The 18,625-nt window shown below is 60.7% G+C and carries 14 protein-coding genes and 2 pseudogenes; 11 read left to right on the forward strand and 5 right to left on the reverse strand.

Going from position 1 to position 18,625, the window contains the following annotated elements; genetic code table 11:
- Positions 1-18 precede the first annotated feature (18 nt).
- From AC0Z4S_RS16975 to pncA, 3 genes and pseudogenes are all read left to right on the forward strand, one after another.
- Positions 19-418: pseudogene (locus AC0Z4S_RS16975) on the forward strand (tetratricopeptide repeat protein); the annotation flags it as partial.
- Positions 415-627 (forward strand): annotated as a pseudogene (locus AC0Z4S_RS16980) (transcriptional regulator); the annotation flags it as partial. The pseudogenes AC0Z4S_RS16975 and AC0Z4S_RS16980, both read left to right, overlap by 4 nt.
- A gap of 40 nt (positions 628-667) precedes the next feature.
- Positions 668-1,294, forward strand: coding sequence for a bifunctional nicotinamidase/pyrazinamidase (gene pncA, locus AC0Z4S_RS16985; RefSeq protein ID WP_485623839.1), 627 nt, complete (start codon positions 668-670; stop codon positions 1,292-1,294).
- A 127-nt stretch (positions 1,295-1,421) separates the two neighbouring features.
- On the opposite strand, the gene AC0Z4S_RS16990 is transcribed toward pncA, so the two are convergent.
- Both AC0Z4S_RS16990 and AC0Z4S_RS16995 read right to left on the reverse strand, forming a co-directional pair.
- Positions 1,422-2,723 carry an ATP-binding protein gene (locus AC0Z4S_RS16990; RefSeq protein ID WP_485623840.1) on the reverse strand — a complete coding sequence of 434 codons (1,302 nt, stop codon included), beginning with the start codon at positions 2,721-2,723 and terminating at the stop codon, positions 1,422-1,424.
- A gap of 4 nt (positions 2,724-2,727) precedes the next feature.
- A complete protein-coding gene (locus AC0Z4S_RS16995; RefSeq protein ID WP_485623841.1) occupies positions 2,728-3,429 on the reverse strand; it encodes a response regulator in 702 nt (233 codons plus the stop codon).
- Between the two features lie 276 nt (positions 3,430-3,705).
- Between AC0Z4S_RS16995 and AC0Z4S_RS17000 the strand changes: the two genes are divergently transcribed.
- The 8 genes from AC0Z4S_RS17000 (at position 3,706) to AC0Z4S_RS17035 (ending at position 14,212) form a co-directional block, all read left to right on the forward strand.
- A complete protein-coding gene (locus AC0Z4S_RS17000; RefSeq protein WP_485623842.1) occupies positions 3,706-4,863 on the forward strand; it encodes an efflux RND transporter periplasmic adaptor subunit in 1,158 nt (385 codons plus the stop codon).
- A 15-nt stretch (positions 4,864-4,878) separates the two neighbouring features.
- The gene (locus AC0Z4S_RS17005; protein ID WP_485623843.1) at positions 4,879-7,977 is read left to right on the forward strand and encodes a multidrug efflux RND transporter permease subunit; all 3,099 of its coding nucleotides are present in this window, start codon (positions 4,879-4,881) and stop codon (positions 7,975-7,977) included.
- A gap of 145 nt (positions 7,978-8,122) precedes the next feature.
- On the forward strand, positions 8,123-8,764 hold the full coding sequence (locus tag AC0Z4S_RS17010) for a DUF1345 domain-containing protein (protein ID WP_253502246.1): 642 nt from the start codon (positions 8,123-8,125) through the stop codon (positions 8,762-8,764).
- A 139-nt stretch (positions 8,765-8,903) separates the two neighbouring features.
- Entirely contained in the window at positions 8,904-9,932 is a 1,029-nt protein-coding gene (locus AC0Z4S_RS17015) for a LacI family DNA-binding transcriptional regulator (protein WP_485623844.1), read from the forward strand.
- A gap of 150 nt (positions 9,933-10,082) precedes the next feature.
- The gene (locus tag AC0Z4S_RS17020; RefSeq protein WP_485623845.1) at positions 10,083-10,865 is read left to right on the forward strand and encodes a sugar phosphate isomerase/epimerase family protein; all 783 of its coding nucleotides are present in this window, start codon (positions 10,083-10,085) and stop codon (positions 10,863-10,865) included.
- Complete coding sequence (locus AC0Z4S_RS17025) at positions 10,858-11,877, forward strand: sugar kinase (RefSeq protein ID WP_485623846.1); 1,020 nt, start codon at positions 10,858-10,860, stop codon at positions 11,875-11,877. The genes AC0Z4S_RS17020 and AC0Z4S_RS17025 overlap by 8 nt, the downstream gene beginning before the upstream one ends.
- Positions 11,878-11,934: 57 nt before the next feature.
- A complete protein-coding gene (locus AC0Z4S_RS17030; protein WP_485623847.1) occupies positions 11,935-13,233 on the forward strand; it encodes an MFS transporter in 1,299 nt (432 codons plus the stop codon).
- A 13-nt stretch (positions 13,234-13,246) separates the two neighbouring features.
- Positions 13,247-14,212 carry a 2-hydroxyacid dehydrogenase gene (locus AC0Z4S_RS17035; protein WP_485623848.1) on the forward strand — a complete coding sequence of 322 codons (966 nt, stop codon included), beginning with the start codon at positions 13,247-13,249 and terminating at the stop codon, positions 14,210-14,212.
- Between the two features lie 112 nt (positions 14,213-14,324).
- Here AC0Z4S_RS17035 and AC0Z4S_RS17040 read toward each other — a convergent pair whose 3' ends face one another.
- From AC0Z4S_RS17040 to AC0Z4S_RS17050, 3 genes are all read right to left on the reverse strand, one after another.
- Positions 14,325-15,512: a pyridoxal phosphate-dependent aminotransferase gene (locus AC0Z4S_RS17040; RefSeq protein ID WP_485623849.1), complete on the reverse strand. Its 1,188-nt coding sequence runs from the start codon at positions 15,510-15,512 to the stop codon at positions 14,325-14,327.
- Positions 15,513-15,553: 41 nt separating this feature from the next.
- Positions 15,554-17,179 carry a methyl-accepting chemotaxis protein gene (locus AC0Z4S_RS17045; protein ID WP_485623850.1) on the reverse strand — a complete coding sequence of 542 codons (1,626 nt, stop codon included), beginning with the start codon at positions 17,177-17,179 and terminating at the stop codon, positions 15,554-15,556.
- A gap of 304 nt (positions 17,180-17,483) precedes the next feature.
- Positions 17,484-18,623 carry a glycerate kinase gene (locus AC0Z4S_RS17050; RefSeq protein WP_485623851.1) on the reverse strand — a complete coding sequence of 380 codons (1,140 nt, stop codon included), beginning with the start codon at positions 18,621-18,623 and terminating at the stop codon, positions 17,484-17,486.
- Between the last annotated feature and the right edge of the window lie 2 nt (positions 18,624-18,625).

Below are 18,625 nucleotides of genomic sequence, written 5' to 3' on the forward strand. Positions count from 1 at the left end.
CCCTGTGGAGCCTTGTCCATGACTATTCGTTCCGTTATGTTCGCCGCCCCGTTGCTGCTGGTCGCGGCGATGGCCAGCCATTTGGCCTTGGCCAATAATGAACAAGAGGTGCAAAAACCCGAATGCCCGAAAGGCCAGGTTTGGGACAGCAAAACGCAAAAGTGCGTACTGCAAACAAGCAGCCTGTTGCCGGACGCTGACCGTACCGACTACGTCTGGCGCCTCGCCAGGGTTGGTCGCTGTGAAGAAGCTCTGGCGCAGCTCGATACGCCCAGGCAACCGACCACCGCCCAGCCCTGACTAGCGCGGTTACGCCACACGCACACTGGGGCGCACCGACGAGGGCGTCGGTTATTACCTGCAATCGGTGAGGCTCAATCCGCAGTACGCGCAAGTGTGCGCATACTTTGGCGACGCCGCCGGTTTATCGGTGGCGCTGCCGCTGCGCGGTTGGCCGGTGGCAAGTTGGTCGACGGCTTGTTCCTTGGCCTGAATCCTTCTCCAGTCACATTGAAGTTGCCGGGTGCGGAATTCAAACGGGCACAAATGCTTGAGTACGACGGCGTGCCGATTGCGCAGATTGTTTATCAGGATGCGAAACACGTGCAACCGGCGCGGTGTGTGACCCTGCACTACCCCAAGTGAGAAATTTTCCAAGGACTCCACGATGCCTGATACATCCCGCTCTGCCTTACTGGTAATCGACGTTCAAAACGACTTCACCCCCGGCGGCCAATTAGCGGTACCGGAAGGTGACCTGATTGTGCCGCTGATCAACCAGCTCGCGCGCCAGTTCAAACAAGTTGTCATTGCTCAGGACTGGCACCCTGGCGGCCATATCTCGTTTGCATCCAGTCACCCCGACCGCCAGCCCTACGACGTCATCGAGCTACCCTACGGCGAGCAAACGCTGTGGCCCGAGCATTGTGTACAAGGGTCCACCGGGGCCGAATTCCACCCGGGACTGAATTTGCCGCACGCGCAATTGGTCATCCGCAAGGGCTGCAATCCCGACATCGACAGCTACTCGGCATTTCTCGAAGCAGACCGAAGCACCACCACAGGGCTGGCGGGCTACTTGAAAGAACGCGGCATCGACACCGTGTACATGGTCGGCCTGGCTCTGGATTTCTGTGTGATGTTTTCAGCTCTGGATGCGCGCGCGGCGGGCTTCAATGCATTTGTGGTGCTGGATGCCTGCCGGGCGATCGATCTGGACGGCTCGCTGGCTGCAGCGTTTGAGCGGATGCAAAGTGCAGGGGTCGGGTTGATTCAATCCACAGAACTGGTCTGAACGACCACAGCCATCTGAGGGAGCGAGCCTGCTCGCGAAAGCGTTGGGTCAGTCAACGCAAACTTGGCTGACAGACCGCCTTCGCGAGCAAGCTCGCTCCCACAAGTAAATTTCAACGTCATGAGCCTCAGGTGTCAGTGGGCAACCACAGCCTGAATCGCGCGCCACCCAACGGCGAACCTTCGACCGTCAGCGTGCCGCCCTGCGCTTCCAGCGCTCGGCGGCTGATCGCCAGACCGAGGCCGAACCCACCCGTCGCGCGGTCACGGCTGCGATCAAGCCGGTAGAACGGTTCGAAAATCCGCTCACGTTCGTCGTCGGGAATGCCGATGCCATCATCGTCGACCCAGATCTCGCACCCTCCGGCAACGACCTGCACGCCAATCTGAATGCGTTTTTCGCAATAGCGCATGGCGTTGCGCAACAGATTCTGAATGGCCCGGGCGGTCAGGCGCGGGTCCAGTGCGAAGCGTTCGAGCTGACCGTGCAGCAACACGTCGATGACGATTTCCGGTGACTCCAGCTCCTCGTCGACACTGCCGAGAATGCTGTCGATGAATTCATCCAGTGACACTTCGACCCGCTCGGGCGATTGCGCCGGATTCTGCAAGCGGCTGTAAGAGAGCAATTCCAGCACCAGTTCATCCAGCTCCCGGATATGCGCGACCAGGCTTTGCAAGCGGTCGCGGCTGGCGGCTGGCAAGTCTTCGGACAACGCCAGCGCCAGGCCGAAATCCAGACGCGTCAGCGGCGTACGCAGCTCATGGGACACGGCGTTGAGCAGGTCGCGCTGCTGGTTGAGCAGGTTTTCGATATCACCGGCCATGGTGTCGAAAACATTGGCGAGGCTGCCGATGTTCGAACTCGGGGCGATTCTGGTGCGCTCGCTCAAGTGTCCTTTGCCGAAGCGTTCGGCGGTGCCTTTCAGGCGCTCCAGATCGCGCCAGTGCGGACGCAGCCAAAGCAACAGGCAGCCGAGCAACATCGCGCCGATCAGCACGTTGATGCTCCAGTACAACAGATCGACGTCGACCGGATCGGGCGGCACGACCATGCGCACAGCCATTTCCGCATTCAGCGGAGTCACCGCCAACGTTCGCCAGCCCCAGTCACCGATGCGCACAACGTTTTCGCCACGGTGCAGACGTTCCTGCTCAATGGGCGTGAACACCGGGTCGTTGATCGGCGTGAGGACGATGTGCAGCGGCTGGAATTCCTTGTCCATCGCCGCCGCAATCGCCGGCCACTGCTCTTGCGGCGCAGCATGAAACTGCTTGGTGATCAGCGATTGCAGGCCTCGGGAAAAGTCCAGATTGTAGGTGACGAAGCGATCCCGGAACGCCATGACTACAAGGTCCGGCACCAGATAGATCGCCGCACTATAGGAAACGATCGTCACCAGATACAGGCGAAACAGGATGCGAAACATCAGCTCAGCATTCCCATTCGGAGCGGCTGAACAGATAGCCCTTGCCCCACACGGTCTTGATCTTGCGCGCCTCGCCGGCGTGATCATCGAATTTGCGCCGCAGCTTGGAAATGGCCACGTCCACCGAGCGGTCGGTGCCGTTGAATTCGATGCCGCGCAGCCGTTGCAGAATCTGATCACGACTCAACACTTCACCGGCATGCCGCGCCAGCACCACCAGCAAGTTGTATTCGCCGCTGGACAGCTCAACCGCTTGGTCGCGCCAGGTCACGGTGCGTTCGGACAGATCAATGCACAGATTGCCCATGACAATACGGTCATTGACCGTCAGCGGTTCGCCGAGGCTGCTGCGTCGCAGCAACGTGCGCACCCGCGCCAGCAGCACCCGTGGCTCGCAGGGTTTGGTGACATAGTCGTCAGCGCCCATTTCCAGGCCCAGCACCTGATCATGACTGTCATCGCGGGCCGTGAGCATCAGGATCGGCAATGTCGCCGAATCAGCGCGCAGCAGGCGGCAAACCTGCAGGCCGTCGAGGCCCGGGAGCATGAGGTCGAGGATCACCAGATCCGGCGGACTGATCTGCGCCCGCTCGCGCACATGGTCGCCACGGCCAATGACGCTGACGGAATAACCGTTACGCTCCAGGTAGCTGGAGATCAGTTCGGCGAGGGCGGTGTCGTCTTCGACCAGGAGGATATTGGGCATGGGGTGTTCCAGATATTGCTGAGGTAGATGTCAGACCGCTTTCGCGAGCAAGCTCGCTCCCACAATGGTTTTGCATTGTTCACAAAACTCATGTGGGAGCGAGCTTGCTCGCGAAAGCGGTTTAACCGTCACAAAAGAATTCAAGGCCTGCAGGATATACGCCCTCACCCGCCACTGAGCAAAACCCTTACACAATTTCACACAGCAACTACAAAGCTTCACCGCTAACCTCCCCGTCTGGCCGTAGGATGCGGCCTTCAATATTGGGGGTTGTACATGTCTGGAAAACTGCTGGCCGGGCTCGGCCTGATCGCATTGGCGCTGACGCTGAGCGCTTGTGATTCGTCCTCGAACGCCGAAGAGCAAGCGCCACCGGCCACGGTACGCATCGAGACCATCAAAACCCAGCCACTATCGATCAGCAGCGAATTGAGTGGCCGCATCGCCGCGCCACGGATTGCCGAAGTGCGTGCGCGGGTGGCCGGTGTAGTGTTGCAGCGCACCTATCGCGAAGGCAGCGACGTGAAAAAGGGTGATGTGCTGTTCCGCATCGACCCGGCGCCGTTCAAGGCCGACCTGGACAGTGCCGAAGCAGCGCTGCGCAAGGCCGAGGCCAATGCCTTTCAGGCAAAACTGCAGGAACAGCGCTACGCGCAGTTGATCGATGACAAGGCCATCAGCGGTCAGGACTTCGACAACGCCCGCGCCGCTGCCCGGCAGACGGCGGCCGATGTCGCCGCCAGCAAGGCAGCGCTTGAACGGGCGAAACTGAACCTCGGTTATGCCACCGTCACCGCGCCGATTTCCGGGCGTATCGGGCGCGCGCTGGTCACCGAGGGTGCGCTGGTCGGGCAGAACGAAACCACGCCGCTGGCGTTGATTCAGCAACTCAACCCGATTCATGCTGACCTGACCCAGTCGACCCGCGAGCTCAACGAACTGCGTCGCGCATTTCGTTCCGGGCAGTTGCAGGAAGTCGGTCAGGATCAGGTCAAGGCCACGCTGATTCAGGATGACGGCAGCCTGTATCCATTGCCCGGCAAGCTGCTGTTCAGCGATATAACCGTTGACCCGGGCACTGGTCAGATCATCCTGCGCAGCGAATTCCCCAACCCCGATCTCGACCTGCTGCCGGGCAGCTTCATCCGCGTACGCCTTGAACAGGCGACCATCCAGAACGGCATCACCGTGCCGCAACGTGCGGTGCAGCGTGACAGCGCCGGGGTTGCTCAGGTGCTGACCGTCGATGAGCAAATGCGCGTTGCGCAGCAACCGGTGCAGCTGGGTGCGGTGCAGAACAATCGCTGGATCGTCACCGGAGGCTTGAAGCCCGGCGACCGCATCGTGATCGAAGGTCTGCAACACGCCCGTCCAGGGGAAAAAGTGCAGATCGACGAAACCCCTCTTCCACTTGCCCAGACCGCTGGTCAGTAAGCAGGACGCTCTAATATGCCGCAGTTCTTTATCGACCGCCCGGTGTTCGCCTGGGTGGTTGCCCTGTTCATCCTGTTGGCCGGTGCGCTGGCCATTCCGCAGTTGCCAGTGGCGCAATACCCCGACGTCGCACCGCCGCAGATCGAAATCTACGCCGTGTATCCCGGCGCCTCGGCGCAGACTGTCGATGAAAGCGTGGTCAGCCTGATCGAGGAAGAACTCAACGGTGCCGATCACCTGCTCTACTTCGAATCGCAAAGCAGCCTCGGCAGCGCGACGATCAAGGCGACGTTCCAGCCGGGCACTAACCCGGAACTGGCGCAGGTCGACGTGCAAAACCGCCTCAAGGTAGTCGAGTCGCGCCTGCCGCAAGCGGTCAATCAGCAGGGTTTGCAGGTGGAGAAGGTCTCTTCCGGTTTCCTGTTGCTGATTACTCTGACCTCCAGCGACGGCAAGCTCGATGAGGTCGCGCTCAGCGATTATCTGGCGCGCAACGTGATGAACGAAATCAAGCGTCTGGAGGGTGTCGGCAAAGCGCAGTTGTACGGTGCCGAACGGGCGATGCGCATCTGGATCGATCCGCAGAAACTCATCGCTTTCAATCTGACGCCGGCCGACGTCAACGCCGCCATCGTTGCGCAGAACGCCCAGGTTTCGGCCGGCAGCATCGGCGATCTGCCGTCACCTTCGACCCAGGAAATCACCGCGACGATTCTCGTCAAAGGCCAGTTGTCGACGCCGCAGGAATTTGCCGACATCGTGCTCAAAGCCAATCGCGACGGCTCCACCGTACGCATCGGTGATGTCGCGCGGGTTGAGATCGGCAGTCAGGAATACCAGTTCGGCACACGGCTGAATGGCAAGCCGTCCACCGCTGTCGGCGTACAACTGTCGCCGGGCGCCAACGCGCTGAGTACCGCGACCCTGGTCCGGGCGAAGATGGACGAACTGGCGCGCTACTTCCCGGCAGGCGTCGAATACAAGATTCCGTACGACACGTCGCCGTTCGTCAAAGTCTCGATCACCAAAGTGATCTACACCCTTGGCGAGGCCATGCTGCTGGTGTTTGCGGTGATGTTCCTGTTCCTGCAGAACGTGCGCTACACGCTGATCCCGACACTGGTCGTGCCGGTGGCACTGATGGGCACTTTCGCGACCATGCTCGCGCTGGGTTTTTCCATCAACGTGCTGACCATGTTTGGCATGGTGCTGGCCATCGGCATTCTGGTGGACGACGCCATCGTCGTGGTGGAAAACGTCGAACGGATCATGGCCAGCGAGGGCTTATCGCCCAAGGACGCCACGCGCAAGGCGATGACGCAGATCACCGGGGCGATCATCGGCATCACTCTGGTGTTGGTCGCGGTGTTTATTCCGATGGCGTTCATGCAAGGTTCTGTCGGGGTGATCTACAAGCAGTTCTCGCTGTCGATGGCAACATCGATTCTGTTCTCGGCGTTCCTCGCCCTGACGTTAACCCCGGCACTGTGCGCGACACTGCTCAAGCCGATTGCCAAGGGTGAGCATCACGAGAAGTCCGGATTTTTTGGCTGGTTCAACCGCCGCTTCGAGCGCCTGACCGATCGTTATCAGGGCTGGGTCGGCTATGCGCTGAAACGTAGCGGGCGTTACCTGCTGATCTACGTCGTGCTGCTGGTCGGACTGGGCCTCTGTTTCGCGCGACTGCCCTCCTCTTTTCTACCCACCGAAGATCAGGGCTACACCATCACCGATATTCAATTGCCGCCCGGCGCGACCAAGAACCGTACGGTGCAAGTAGCCGAGCAGCTTGAAGCGCATAACGCTGGCGAGTCGGGGATCAGTGACAGCGTGATCATTCTGGGCTTCAGTTTTTCCGGTAGCGGGCAGAACGCGGCGCTGGCGTTTTCAACGCTCAAGGATTGGTCGGAACGGGGCGGTGACGATGCCGCCAGCTCCATTGCCGAGCGCGCCAACGCTGCATTGAGTCAGATCAAGGACGCCATGGCGTTCTCGGTACTGCCGCCGCCGGTGGATGGCCTCGGCACATCCAGCGGCTTCGAGTTCCGCTTGCAGGACCGCGGCGGCCTGGGCCACGCGACGTTGATGCAGGCGCGCAGCGAATTGCTCGCCGCCGCCGAGAAAAGCCCGATATTGATGAACGTGCGTGAAAGCGCGCTGGCCGAAGCGCCGCAAGTGCAGTTGGTCGTTGATCGCAAACAGGCGAATGCCTTGGGCATATCGTTTGCCGACATCGGCAGCGTGCTGTCCACTGCGGTCGGTTCCAGCTACATCAATGATTTCCCCAATCAGGGGCGCATGCAGCGGGTGGTGGTGCAAGCCGAAGGTGATCAGCGCAGTCAGGTGGATGACTTGCTGAAGATGCACGTGCGCAATACCGCCGGGGACATGGTGCCGCTGTCGGCATTCGTTCAGGCCAACTGGATTCAGGGCCCGGCGCAGCTGACCCGCTACAACGGCTATCCGGCGATTGCAATTTCCGGCGAACCGTCAGCTGGGCACAGCACCGGTGAGGCCATGGCGGAAATCGAGCGACTGGTAGCACTGGGGCCGAAAGGCCTTGGCCAGGAATGGACCGGCCTGTCGCTGCAAGAACGGTTGTCCGGCAATCAGGCGCCGATCCTGCTTGGTTTGTCGCTGTTGGTGGTGTTCCTGTGTCTGGCGGCGCTGTACGAGAGCTGGTCGATTCCGACTTCGGTGCTGCTCGTTGTGCCGCTGGGCGTGCTGGGCGCTGTGCTGGCGGTCACGTTGCGCGGGATGCCTAACGACGTGTTCTTCAAGGTTGGCCTGATTACCATCATCGGCCTGTCGGCGAAGAACGCGATCCTGATCATCGAGTTCGCCAAGAGCCTGTATGACGAAGGCCACGACCTGATCGACGCGACGTTGCAGGCCGCGCGTTTGCGGCTGCGACCGATCGTAATGACTTCGCTGGCGTTCATTCTTGGCGTAGTGCCATTGGCCATTGCCACCGGTGCCAGTTCGGCCAGCCAGCAGGCGATCGGCACTGGCGTGATCGGCGGGATGATTACGGCAACGCTGGCAGTGATCTTCGTGCCGGTGTTCTTTGTCGTCGTCATGAAGCTCGTAAAACGATTCTCCAAACCCCACTGATCCAAATGTAGGAGCTGTCGAGTGCAACGAGGCTGCGATCTTCTGATCTTGAAAAGCTAAAGTCAAAAGGTCGCAGCCATCGGCTCCTACAAAAGCAGGATTGCGTGCGCTATGGTGCAGGGACAGTTCACCGACGTGAGTCCCCATGCGCTTCCTCGCCCGCACCCACCCTCGCCTCTCCGCCGCCGCTCTGCTCGGACTCGCCACCGGCGTGCTGGTCCCCGCCGATTCGATCGTCAGCAAAATCCTCATCGGCTGGAACGTCGGTGTCTGGACTTACCTGGTCCTGATGTTCTGGCTGACCGTGCGCGCCAAAGCAACGGACGTCCAACGCATCGCTGAAGTCGAAGATGAGAATGCCAGCCTGGTGCTGTTCGTGGTGTGCATTGCCGCGCTGGCGAGCCTGGCCACCATCACCTTCGAACTGGCCGGCAGCAAGGATCTGGATAGCACCCACAAACTGATGCATTACGCGTTCACAGCATTCACGGTCATTGGCTCATGGCTGCTGATCGGGGTGATTTTCTGCGTGCACTACGCAAGATTGTTTTACACCTGGGATGGCAAGGAGCCGGCGCTGCGTTTCGCCGAAGGACTGACCACCCCCAATTATTGGGATTTTCTGTACTTCTCGTTCACCGTCGGCGTCGCTGTGCAAACTTCGGATGTCGGCGTAGCGACTCGGGGCGTGCGCAAAATCGTTTTGGCGCAGTCGCTGATTGGTTTTGTGTTCAACACTGCGATTCTGGGTTTTTCGATCAATATTGCCGCCGGTTTATTCGGGTAGGCAATCGTCCGCCTGTCGGTATCGACGGGCAACCTCACAACCATTCACTTGACGGCCGATTTGTTTCTGGTGTTTCCTGAAACCGGTTTCAGGGTGTTTCCGCCTTGGGCCTATAAATCCAATAACAAGGTTTCAGACCGTGAACGACTTTTCCGCCGCCCAGCGCAGCCGCGTCACCATGCTTGATGTTGCCGAACGCGCAGGCGTGTCCAAGGCCAGCGTGTCGCGTTTCATCGGTGATGACCGCACCCTGCTGTCTGATGCCATTGCCTTGCGCATCGAACAAGCCATCAGCGAACTGGGCTACCGCCCCAATCAAATGGCCCGTGGCCTGAAACGCGGGCGTACGCGCCTGATCGGCATGCTTGTCGCCGATATCCGTAACCCTTATTCAATTGCCGTGATGCACGGGGTGGAAACCGCCTGCCGTGCGCACGGCTACAGCCTGGTGGTGTGCAACACCGACCGCGATGACGAGCAGGAGCGCCAGCATCTGGCGCTGTTGCGCTCGTACAACATCGAAGGGCTGATCGTGAACACGCTGGGCCATCACCGTGACGAATTGCATGAGCTGCGCCGCGAGATGCCACTGGTGCTGGTCGATCGCAAGGTCGATGGGCTCGACAGCGACATGGTCGGGTTGAACAACCCGCTGGCGATAGAGATGGCGCTCGCGCATCTGGAGCTGCGCGGTTATCGGGATCTGGTGATGGTCACGGAACCGTTTGACGGCACCAGTTCGCGGATCGAGCGGGTCAGCAGTTTCAAGGCGCAGATTGCTCAGCGCTCGGGATTGGCCGGTGCGGTGCTGGAAACCGGCGACGCTCTGAACGCGCAACTTCAAACCTTTTTAAACACATCCGGCAATGGCCCGAAAGCACTCTTTTGCGCCAATGGTGTGGCGGCGTTGGCGGCCACATCGGCATTGCGAGTATTGGATGTCCGGTTGTTCGAGGATGTCGGGCTGATCGCCCTGGATGATCTGGATTGGTATCCGTTGGTGGGCAGCGGGATTACCGCGCTGGCTCAGCCGACACAAGAGATAGGCGCGCGGGCGTTTGAGTGTCTGCTCAAGCGCTTGCGCGGTGATGATGAGGTGGCGCGAATTGTGGATTTTGCGCCGGTGCTTATTGAGCGTGGGTCGACCCGTGAGGTTGGCGGTGTCTGATCTGACGCCTTCGCGAGCAAGCTCGCTCCCACACTTGAAATGCATTCCCATGTGGGAGCGAGCTTGCTCGCGAAGAGGCCAGCAAAAACAACACATCACTCACTGATACTTTTTTGAATAAAAATGAAACCGGTTTCAGAGGTCAAAACAATGAATAAACCAGCCGTTTCCATCAGTCTGTCCAGCTACGGCGCCGAGCTTGTGCGCCAGCGTGGCCAGGATTCCTTCATCGATATTCTCGCGGCGGCCGGGGCCAATCGCATCGAGTGGCGCGAAGAGCTGCTGACCCGTGAAGACCCGGCGCAACTGGCTCAGGCTACCCAGGCGCAGGGCCTGCAAAGCATTTATTCCTCACCCACCGAACTTTGGCTCGCAGGGCAAGCGCAGCCCAATCCCGAATTGATTACCGCGCTGCAACAGGCCCAGGTGTTCGGTTCGAAGTGGCTGAAAGTGTCGCTCGGCTATTTCACTGACAACTCTGATTTGCAGGCACTGGCCGAGCTACTCAAGCCGAGCCCGGTGCAGTTGCTGGTGGAAAACGACCAGACCCTGCATGGCGGTCGCATCGAGCCGTTTCAGCGTTTCTTCGCCGCCGTCGAGGAGCACAACCTGCCGATCAAGATGACTTTCGATATCGGCAACTGGCATTGGCAAGACCAGTCTGCCGCCAGCGCTGCACGTGCGCTCGGCCGTCATGTCGGTTATGTGCATTGCAAAGCCGTGGCCCGTCGCGCCGACGGCAAACTGGTCGCCGTACCGCCAGCCATCAGCGACCTGCATCTGTGGGAACAACTGCTGCGGCACATGGACCAAGGCGTTATGCGCGCCGCCGAATACCCGTTGCAAGGCGATGACCTGGTGCAACTGACCCGCGTACACGTCGCCGCCCTCGCCCGCCTTGGTCAATCGCGCCTGGAGCCAGCTCATGTCTGAGATCGATATTCTTTCTTTCGGTGAAACCATGGCGATGCTGGTTGCCGAACAGACCGGTGATCTGGCGAAGGTCGAGCAGTTTCATAAACGTATTGCCGGGGCCGACAGCAACGTAGCGATCGGCTTGTCGCGGCTGGGTTTCAACGTCGCCTGGCTGAGCCGGGTCGGTAATGATTCACTCGGGCGCTTTGTGGTCGAGACGCTGATCAAGGAAGGTCTGGATTGCAGCCACGTTGAAGTCGATAAAAACCAGCCAACGGGTTTCCAGTTCAAATCGCGCAATGACGATGGCAGCGACCCGCAGGTCGAATATTTCCGGCGCGGTTCGGCAGCCAGTCATTTGTCGGCGCACTCCATAAGCGACAACCTGCTGAGCGCCCGTCACTTGCACGCCACCGGTATCCCACCGGCGCTATCCGCCTCGGCGCGGGAAATGTCCTTCGAACTGATGACCCGCATGCGCAACGCCGGGCGCAGCGTGTCCTTCGACCCGAATCTGCGCCCGAGCCTGTGGGCCAGCGAGGGCGAGATGATCCGCGAGATCAACCGCCTCGCCGCCCTTGCCCATTGGGTGCTGCCGGGTTTGAGCGAAGGTCGTTTGCTCACCGGTTTTGACGACCCGGCGGACATCGCTGCGTTTTATCTTGATCAAGGTGCGGAAGCGGTGGCGATCAAGCTCGGGCCTGAAGGCGCTTACTACCGCACGCAGCTGGATCAGGGTTTTGTCGCCGGCGTGCCGGTGGCCAATGTCGTCGATACGGTTGGCGCCGGAGATGGCTTTGCGGTGGGGATGATCAGTGCCCTGCTGGAGCATCAGAGCTTTGCCGAAGCGGTGCAGCGGGCGAATTGGATTGGCAGTCGCGCGGTGCAGAGTCGTGGCGACATGGAGGGGCTGCCGACCCGCCAGGAGTTATCGATTGAATTTGAGGCCGCCTTCGCGAGCAAGCTCGCTCCCACAGGAGAACGCATTTCAACTGTGGGAGCGAGCTTGCTCGCGAAGAGGCCCGCCTGATTACCGCAAATCAATGAACCTGCTGCGACAAAAACAACAAGCTCAGGAGTCACACCGATGAAAACTGCAACCCTCGCCACCCGCCGCTGGTGGTACATCATGCCGATTGTGTTCATCACTTACAGCCTGGCCTATCTCGATCGTGCCAACTACGGCTTTGCCGCTGCATCGGGCATGGCCGAAGACCTGATGATCACCCCAGGCCTGTCTTCGCTGCTCGGTGCGCTGTTCTTTCTCGGTTACTTTTTCTTCCAGGTACCGGGCGCGATCTACGCACAAAAGCACAGTGTGAAGAAGCTGATTTTCGTCAGCCTGATTCTCTGGGGCGGCCTCGCCACGCTGACCGGCGTGGTCTCCAACGCCTACTGGCTGATCGTTATTCGCTTCATGCTCGGCGTGGTCGAAGCGGCGGTGATGCCGGCGATGCTGGTCTACCTCTGCCATTGGTTTACCCGTGCCGAACGCTCGCGGGCCAACACCTTTCTGATTCTCGGCAACCCGGTGACCATGCTGTGGATGTCGGTGGTCTCGGGTTATCTGGTGCAGCATTTCAGCTGGCGCTGGATGTTCATTATCGAGGGGCTGCCGGCGGTGCTTTGGGCGTTTATCTGGTGGCGTCTGGCCGACGATCGTCCGGCCCAGGCCAAGTGGCTCAATGACCAGGAAAAGCAGGATCTGGAAAGCGCCCTCGCCGCTGAACAGGTCGGGATCAAAGCGGTGAAGAACTATGCCGAGGCATTCCGTTCGCCGAAGGTGATCATCCTGGCGCTGCAGTTTTTCTGCTGGAGCATCGGCGTCTACGGTTTCGTTTTGTGGCTGCCGTCGATCCTCAAGGCTGGCGCACAAATGGACATGATCGAGGCTGGCTGGCTGTCGGCGCTGCCGTATCTGGCGGCGGTGATCGGCATGCTCGCGGTGTCGTGGGGATCGGACAAGTTGCAGAAGCGCAAACGCTTCGTCTGGCCGCCGCTGCTGATCGCTTCGATCGCGTTTTATGGCTCGTATGTATTAGGCGCCGAACATTTCTGGTGGTCGTACACACTGCTGGTGATCGCCGGCGCCTGCATGTACGCGCCGTACGGTCCGTTCTTCGCCATCGTTCCGGAGATCCTGCCGGCCAACGTCGCGGGCGGCGCCATGGCGCTGATCAACAGCATGGGCGCGCTCGGTTCTTTTGGCGGCTCGTATCTGGTCGGCTATCTGAACAGCTCCACCGGCTCGCCCGGCGCTTCCTATTTATTGATGAGCGGCGCGCTGTTGCTGTCGGTGGTGTTGACCATTTTCCTCAAGCCCGGCGCCAGTGATCGCGTCGTCGCCAAAGCCGCCGCCACGCCGCGTGTGCCGGCGCATTCCTGAAAGGACTTTTGCCATGAAAAAACAGGTCGTGCTGTACAAGAAACTTTCGCCCGCGCTGATGGCGCGCCTGCAAGAGAATTTCGACGTAACACTGATCGAAAGCCTCGACGCCGATGGCCTCATGCAACTGCGTGATGCCCTGCCCCGCGCCCACGGTTTGCTTGGCGCCAGCCTGAAACTCGATGCCGCCCTGCTCGATCTAGCGCCGCAATTGGAGGCCATCGCCAGCGTTTCGGTGGGCGTCGACAACTACGACATCGATTACCTGAGCCGGCGCAAGATCCTGTTGACCAACACGCCGGATGTGCTCACCGAGACCACCGCCGACACCGGTTTCGCACTGATCCTCGCCGCCGCCCGCCGTGTAGTCGAACTGGCGAACATGGTCCGTGGCGGGCAGTGGAGCCGCAACATCGGCCCGGCGCATTTCGGCACCGATGTGCACGGCAAGACGCTGGGCATCATCGGCATGGGCCGCATCGGCGAGGCCCTGGCCCAGCGCGGGCATTTCGGTTTCGGCATGCCGGTGATCTACCACAGTCAGTCGCGCAAGCCGGCGGTGGAGGCGCGTTTTGATGCGCAGTATCGAAGCCTCGAAGAATTGCTACAGCAGGCCGATTTCATTTGCCTGACCTTGCCGCTGACGGCACAGACCGAACGTTTGATCGGCGCCGAGCAGTTTGCGTTGATGCGCCCGGAGAGCATCTTCATCAATATCTCACGGGGCAAAGTGGTTGATGAGGCGGCAATGATCGAAGCGTTGCGCAACAAGCGTATTCGCGCTGCGGGGCTGGATGTGTTCGAGCGCGAGCCGTTGAATCATGACTCGGCGTTGTTGCAGATGAGCAACGTGGTGGCGACGCCGCACATGGGTTCGGCGACGCATGAAACCCGCGAGGCGATGGCGCGGTGTGCGGTGGAGAATCTGTTGGCGGCGCTGGGTGGGCAGCGGCCGGCGAATCTGGTTAATCCAAATTAATCGTTGGCGGTAATACCGCTTTCGCGAGCAGGCTCGCTCCCACATTTGAAATGCATTTCTCTGTGGGAGCGAGCCTGCTCGCGAAGAGGCCTTTACAGACTACGCAAATCCATCAGGCACTGCGCGCCTGCAAAAGCTGCACCGCACACAACGCAATCCGCGCGCAGGCATCCGCCAGTTTGACCCGATCCACCACCAGCCCAATCCGAATATGCCCCGCCGCGCTCGGCCCGAATGCTTCACCGGCCAACACTGACACTCCGTAACCTTCCAGCAATCGCTCGGCAAACGCCTGAGCGCCGAGCCCAGTCTGGCGCACATCGACCATTACAAACATCCCGCCATCCGGGCGAATCGGCTGCAAACCGGGGCAACCCTGCAACCGCTCGCACACCAGATCGCGCCGCAACCGGTATTCCTCGCGCATTTGCGTAACTTCCGGCAGATCGCTTTGCAGCGCCACTTGCGCGGCTTTCTGCACGAAATCCGGCAGACCGAAAAGCATGCTCAATGACAGGTTCACCAGATGCTCGGCCAAGGGTTTCGGGCCGATCATCCAGCCGATGCGCCAACCGGTCATCGCATGGGATTTCGACAGACTGTTGATCGTCGCGGTGCGCTCGGCCATGCCCGGCAGGCTCGCCGGGCTGATGTGCTCGCCTTCATATAACAGCTCGCTGTACACCTCATCGCTGATCAGCCACAAATCGTGATGAATGCACAGCGCTGCGAGTTGCTGCCAGATCAGCAAGGGCAAACTGGCGCCGCTGGGATTGTTCGGGCTGTTGAGCAGCATCGCGCGGGTTTTTGGGGTGATGCGCGCGGCAACATCAGCCGGATCGACACGAAAACCGTTTTCCGGGCGAACCGGCACCGCGATCACCGTGGCTCCGCAGGCGCCGAACACGCCTTCGTAGGTGACGTACATCGGCTCAGCGACGATCACTTCATCGCCCGGATCGAGCAGACATTGCGCCACCGAATACACCGCGCACTGCGCGCCGGGCAGGACAATCACTTGGTCAGGATCAACCCGCTGACCACTGCGCTGGCGATGACGCTCGGCAATCAGCTTGCGCAATTCGAACCGACCACGCACATCGGCATAGTGCGTATCACCGGCCAGCAGGCTGTCGATAGCGCCATGGACGATCGGCAACGGCGTATCGAAATCCGGATCGCCGACGCTCAACAACAAAACATCAACGCCCTCGGCGCGCAGTTCCAGCGCTCGGTCGTGAATCTGCCAGGCAGCGGCACCCTCCCCGGCGATTCGTTGGGTCAAGGCTGAATAGCGCATCTACGTCTCCTGTTAGCGCGGTTTCCAGCCTTCACCGTATCTCAAATCACGAAACGCGCCACCATGGCGTTCAAATCCACTGCGAGACGCGACAGTTCATGGGTCGCGGCGCTGGTCTGGTTGGCCCCGGCGGCCGATTGCGTCGCCAGATCACGGATGTTGACCAGGTTGCGGTCGACCTCGCGCGAGACTTGCGCCTGCTCTTCCGAGGCGCTGGCAATCACCAGATTGCGTTCGTTGATCTGATGGATCGACTGGGTGATCTGCTCCAGCGCCACACCGGCGGCGCGGGCCATTTCCAGGGTGGACTGGGTGCGCTGATTGCTTTGCTGCATCGACGAGACCGCTTCACCCGTGCCGTTCTGGATGCCGGCAACCATTTTCTCGATTTCCTGGGTCGACTGCGCGGTGCGATGGGCCAAGGCTCGCACTTCATCAGCCACCACGGCAAAGCCACGGCCAGCCTCGCCGGCACGCGCGGCTTCAATCGCAGCGTTGAGCGCCAGCAAGTTGGTCTGCTCGGCGATGGCGCGAATCACGTCCAGCACCTTGCCGATGTCACGGCCCTGCGCGGCGAGGCCTTCGATCATCTGTGCGGTGTTCTGCACGTCGTGGGTCATGGTCTGGATCGCGTCGACGGTTTTCACCACTTGATCACGGCCTTCGCGGGCGGCGTGGGTCGACTGGTTGGAGGCCTCGGAAGTCGACACGGCGTTGCGCGCCACTTCTTCCACCGCAGCGGTCATCTCGTTGACGGCAGTGGCGGCTTGCTCGATTTCATTGTTCTGCTGCTGCAAGCCACGGGAGGCTTCCTCGGTGACGGCGCTGAGCTCCTCGGCTGCCGCGCCCAGTTGCGTGGCAGAACCGGCGATCTGCTCGATGGTTTTCCGCAGGTTGGTCTGCATCGCGGCCAAGGCTTCGAGCAAGCGCGCCGGTTCATCCTTGCCGTCGACTTCGATGGCTTTGCTCAGATCGCCATCGGCAATGGTTTGCGCAGCAAGGACCGCACGGTTGAGCGGCGTGACGATGCTGCGGGTCAGCAACCAGGCGAGCAATACGGTGGCCAGCGCTGCGATCACGGCGACGATGATGATCCCGGTGATGGCGCTGTCATAGTTTTCACCAGCCTTGGTGGCCGCCGCTTTGGCCCCGGCCGTGTTCATGCCGATCAATTTGTTGAGCTGCTCGCCCATTTGATCGGTGCCTTCCTTGATGCGCGTGTTGATCAACGCACGCATCGCTTCCAGATCGCCCTGGCGCGACAGCTCAAGCATGCGGTTCTGCGCTTGCAGGTAGTTATCGAGGGTGGTCGAAAATGTCTGGAAAACTGCTTGCTCCTCTGGGCCTGCCGGCAGCGCGGCGTAACTGGTCTGGGCTTTGCGCACCTTGTCGACCAGCACAGCGATGCGGGTTTCTGCCTCTTGCAAGCTGGCCGGTTCGCGATTGACCAGCACACGGAACGACAGAATGCGCATACGCAGAACGTTTTCCGTGACCACGCTGAGGTGAGTCACGCTAGGCAGTTGGTTGGTGTCCATGTCGATCGACGCCTGACGAATGACCGTCATACGGCTGACGGCGAACACGCCGAGGACAATCACCAGCAAGGCGATAAAGGCAAAACCGAGGAAAGCACGGGGCGCGATATTCAGATTACGCAGGGACATGGTCGGACTCTCGAAAGAAAGAAACTACGAGCGTCCATGCCGTGAGTACTGGCCCATGGAGGGCGGCAGTCCGGCGTCACTGGGTTATGGTTTTGTGCGCGCCTGACCGTTGTATCGGCCAGGCTTGAGGAAGGTTTCGGGTCTGCCGCAAATATTTTTCGGAACGTCACAACAATCAACCCAGCTCCGCTGCCTTTGGTAGGAGCTGTCGAGTGCAACGAGGCTGCGATCTTTTGACTTTTAATAGCAGGATCAAAAGATCGCAGCCTCGTTGCACTCGACAGCTCCTACATAGGCAAGCGGTTCAGCGTTTGGCGGCGAGTTGCCAGACCCGAGCGATATCGGTGGCGCGTTCACGCAGCAGCCGTGGTGCTTCCGCGCAGGCCTGTTCCAGGGTCATCGGTCCGCTGGTAACGGCGAACGCGGCGTCGATGCCGTGTTGATAGAGTTCCTGATAGCCCTCGCCCAAGGTTCCGGCAATCACAATCACCGGCACGGCATGCTGTTTGGCAATCCGCGCGACACCGAACGGCGTTTTGCCGCGCAAGGTTTGCGCATCGAAACGGCCTTCGCCGGTAATCACCAGATCCGCACCGTTGACCGCCTCAGCAAGCCCGACCAGTTCCGCCACCACCTCGACGCCCGCCTGAAACTGCGCGCCGAGAAAAGCCTTGGCGGCAAACCCCAGACCTCCCGCCGCGCCGCTGCCCGGTTCATCGCGCACGTCCTTGCCCAATGCTTGCGCGCAAAGCTCAGCGAAGTGCCCCAGCGCCTGATCGAGTTGCTCAACCTGCGCTGGCGACGCGCCCTTCTGCGGGCCGAAAATGGCCGAGGCGCCATGAGCGCCGCACAGCGGATTGTTGACATCGGCGGCGATGTCGAAACGTACCTCGGCCAGACGTGGATCAAGTCCACTGAGATCGAGTCGCGCCAGTTGCGCCAACGCAAGGCCGCCCGGCCCCAACGGCTGATCCTGCGCATCCAGCAGCTTCACCCCCAACGCCTGCATCGCCCCGGCACCGCCGTCGTTGGTCGCGCTGCCGCCAATCGCCAGAATCACCCGTTGCGCGCCGGCATCCAGCGCTGCACCAATCAGTTCACCGGTGCCGAAGGTGCTGCTGATGCAGGCATCGCGCTGCCCCGGCGACACCAATTGCAGGCCGCTGGCCTCGGCCATTTCGATGATCGCGGTGTGGTTGTGCGGCAGCCAGCCCCACGCCGCATCCACCGGCGCGCCCAACGGACCGCGTACGCGGGTGCGGCGCAACTCGCCTTCACAGGCCGCGAGAATCGATTCGACCGTGCCTTCGCCGCCATCGGCCATCGGGCACTTGATCAGCGTCGCCTGCGGCCAGACCTGGGCCAGTCCGAGGGCTATGGCTTCGGCAACGCCCTGGGCACTCAGGCTGTCCTTGAACGAATCGGGGGCGATGACGATCTTCATGG

Source organism: Pseudomonas sp. 1L-B-1-E-C1 (assembly GCF_057291835.1).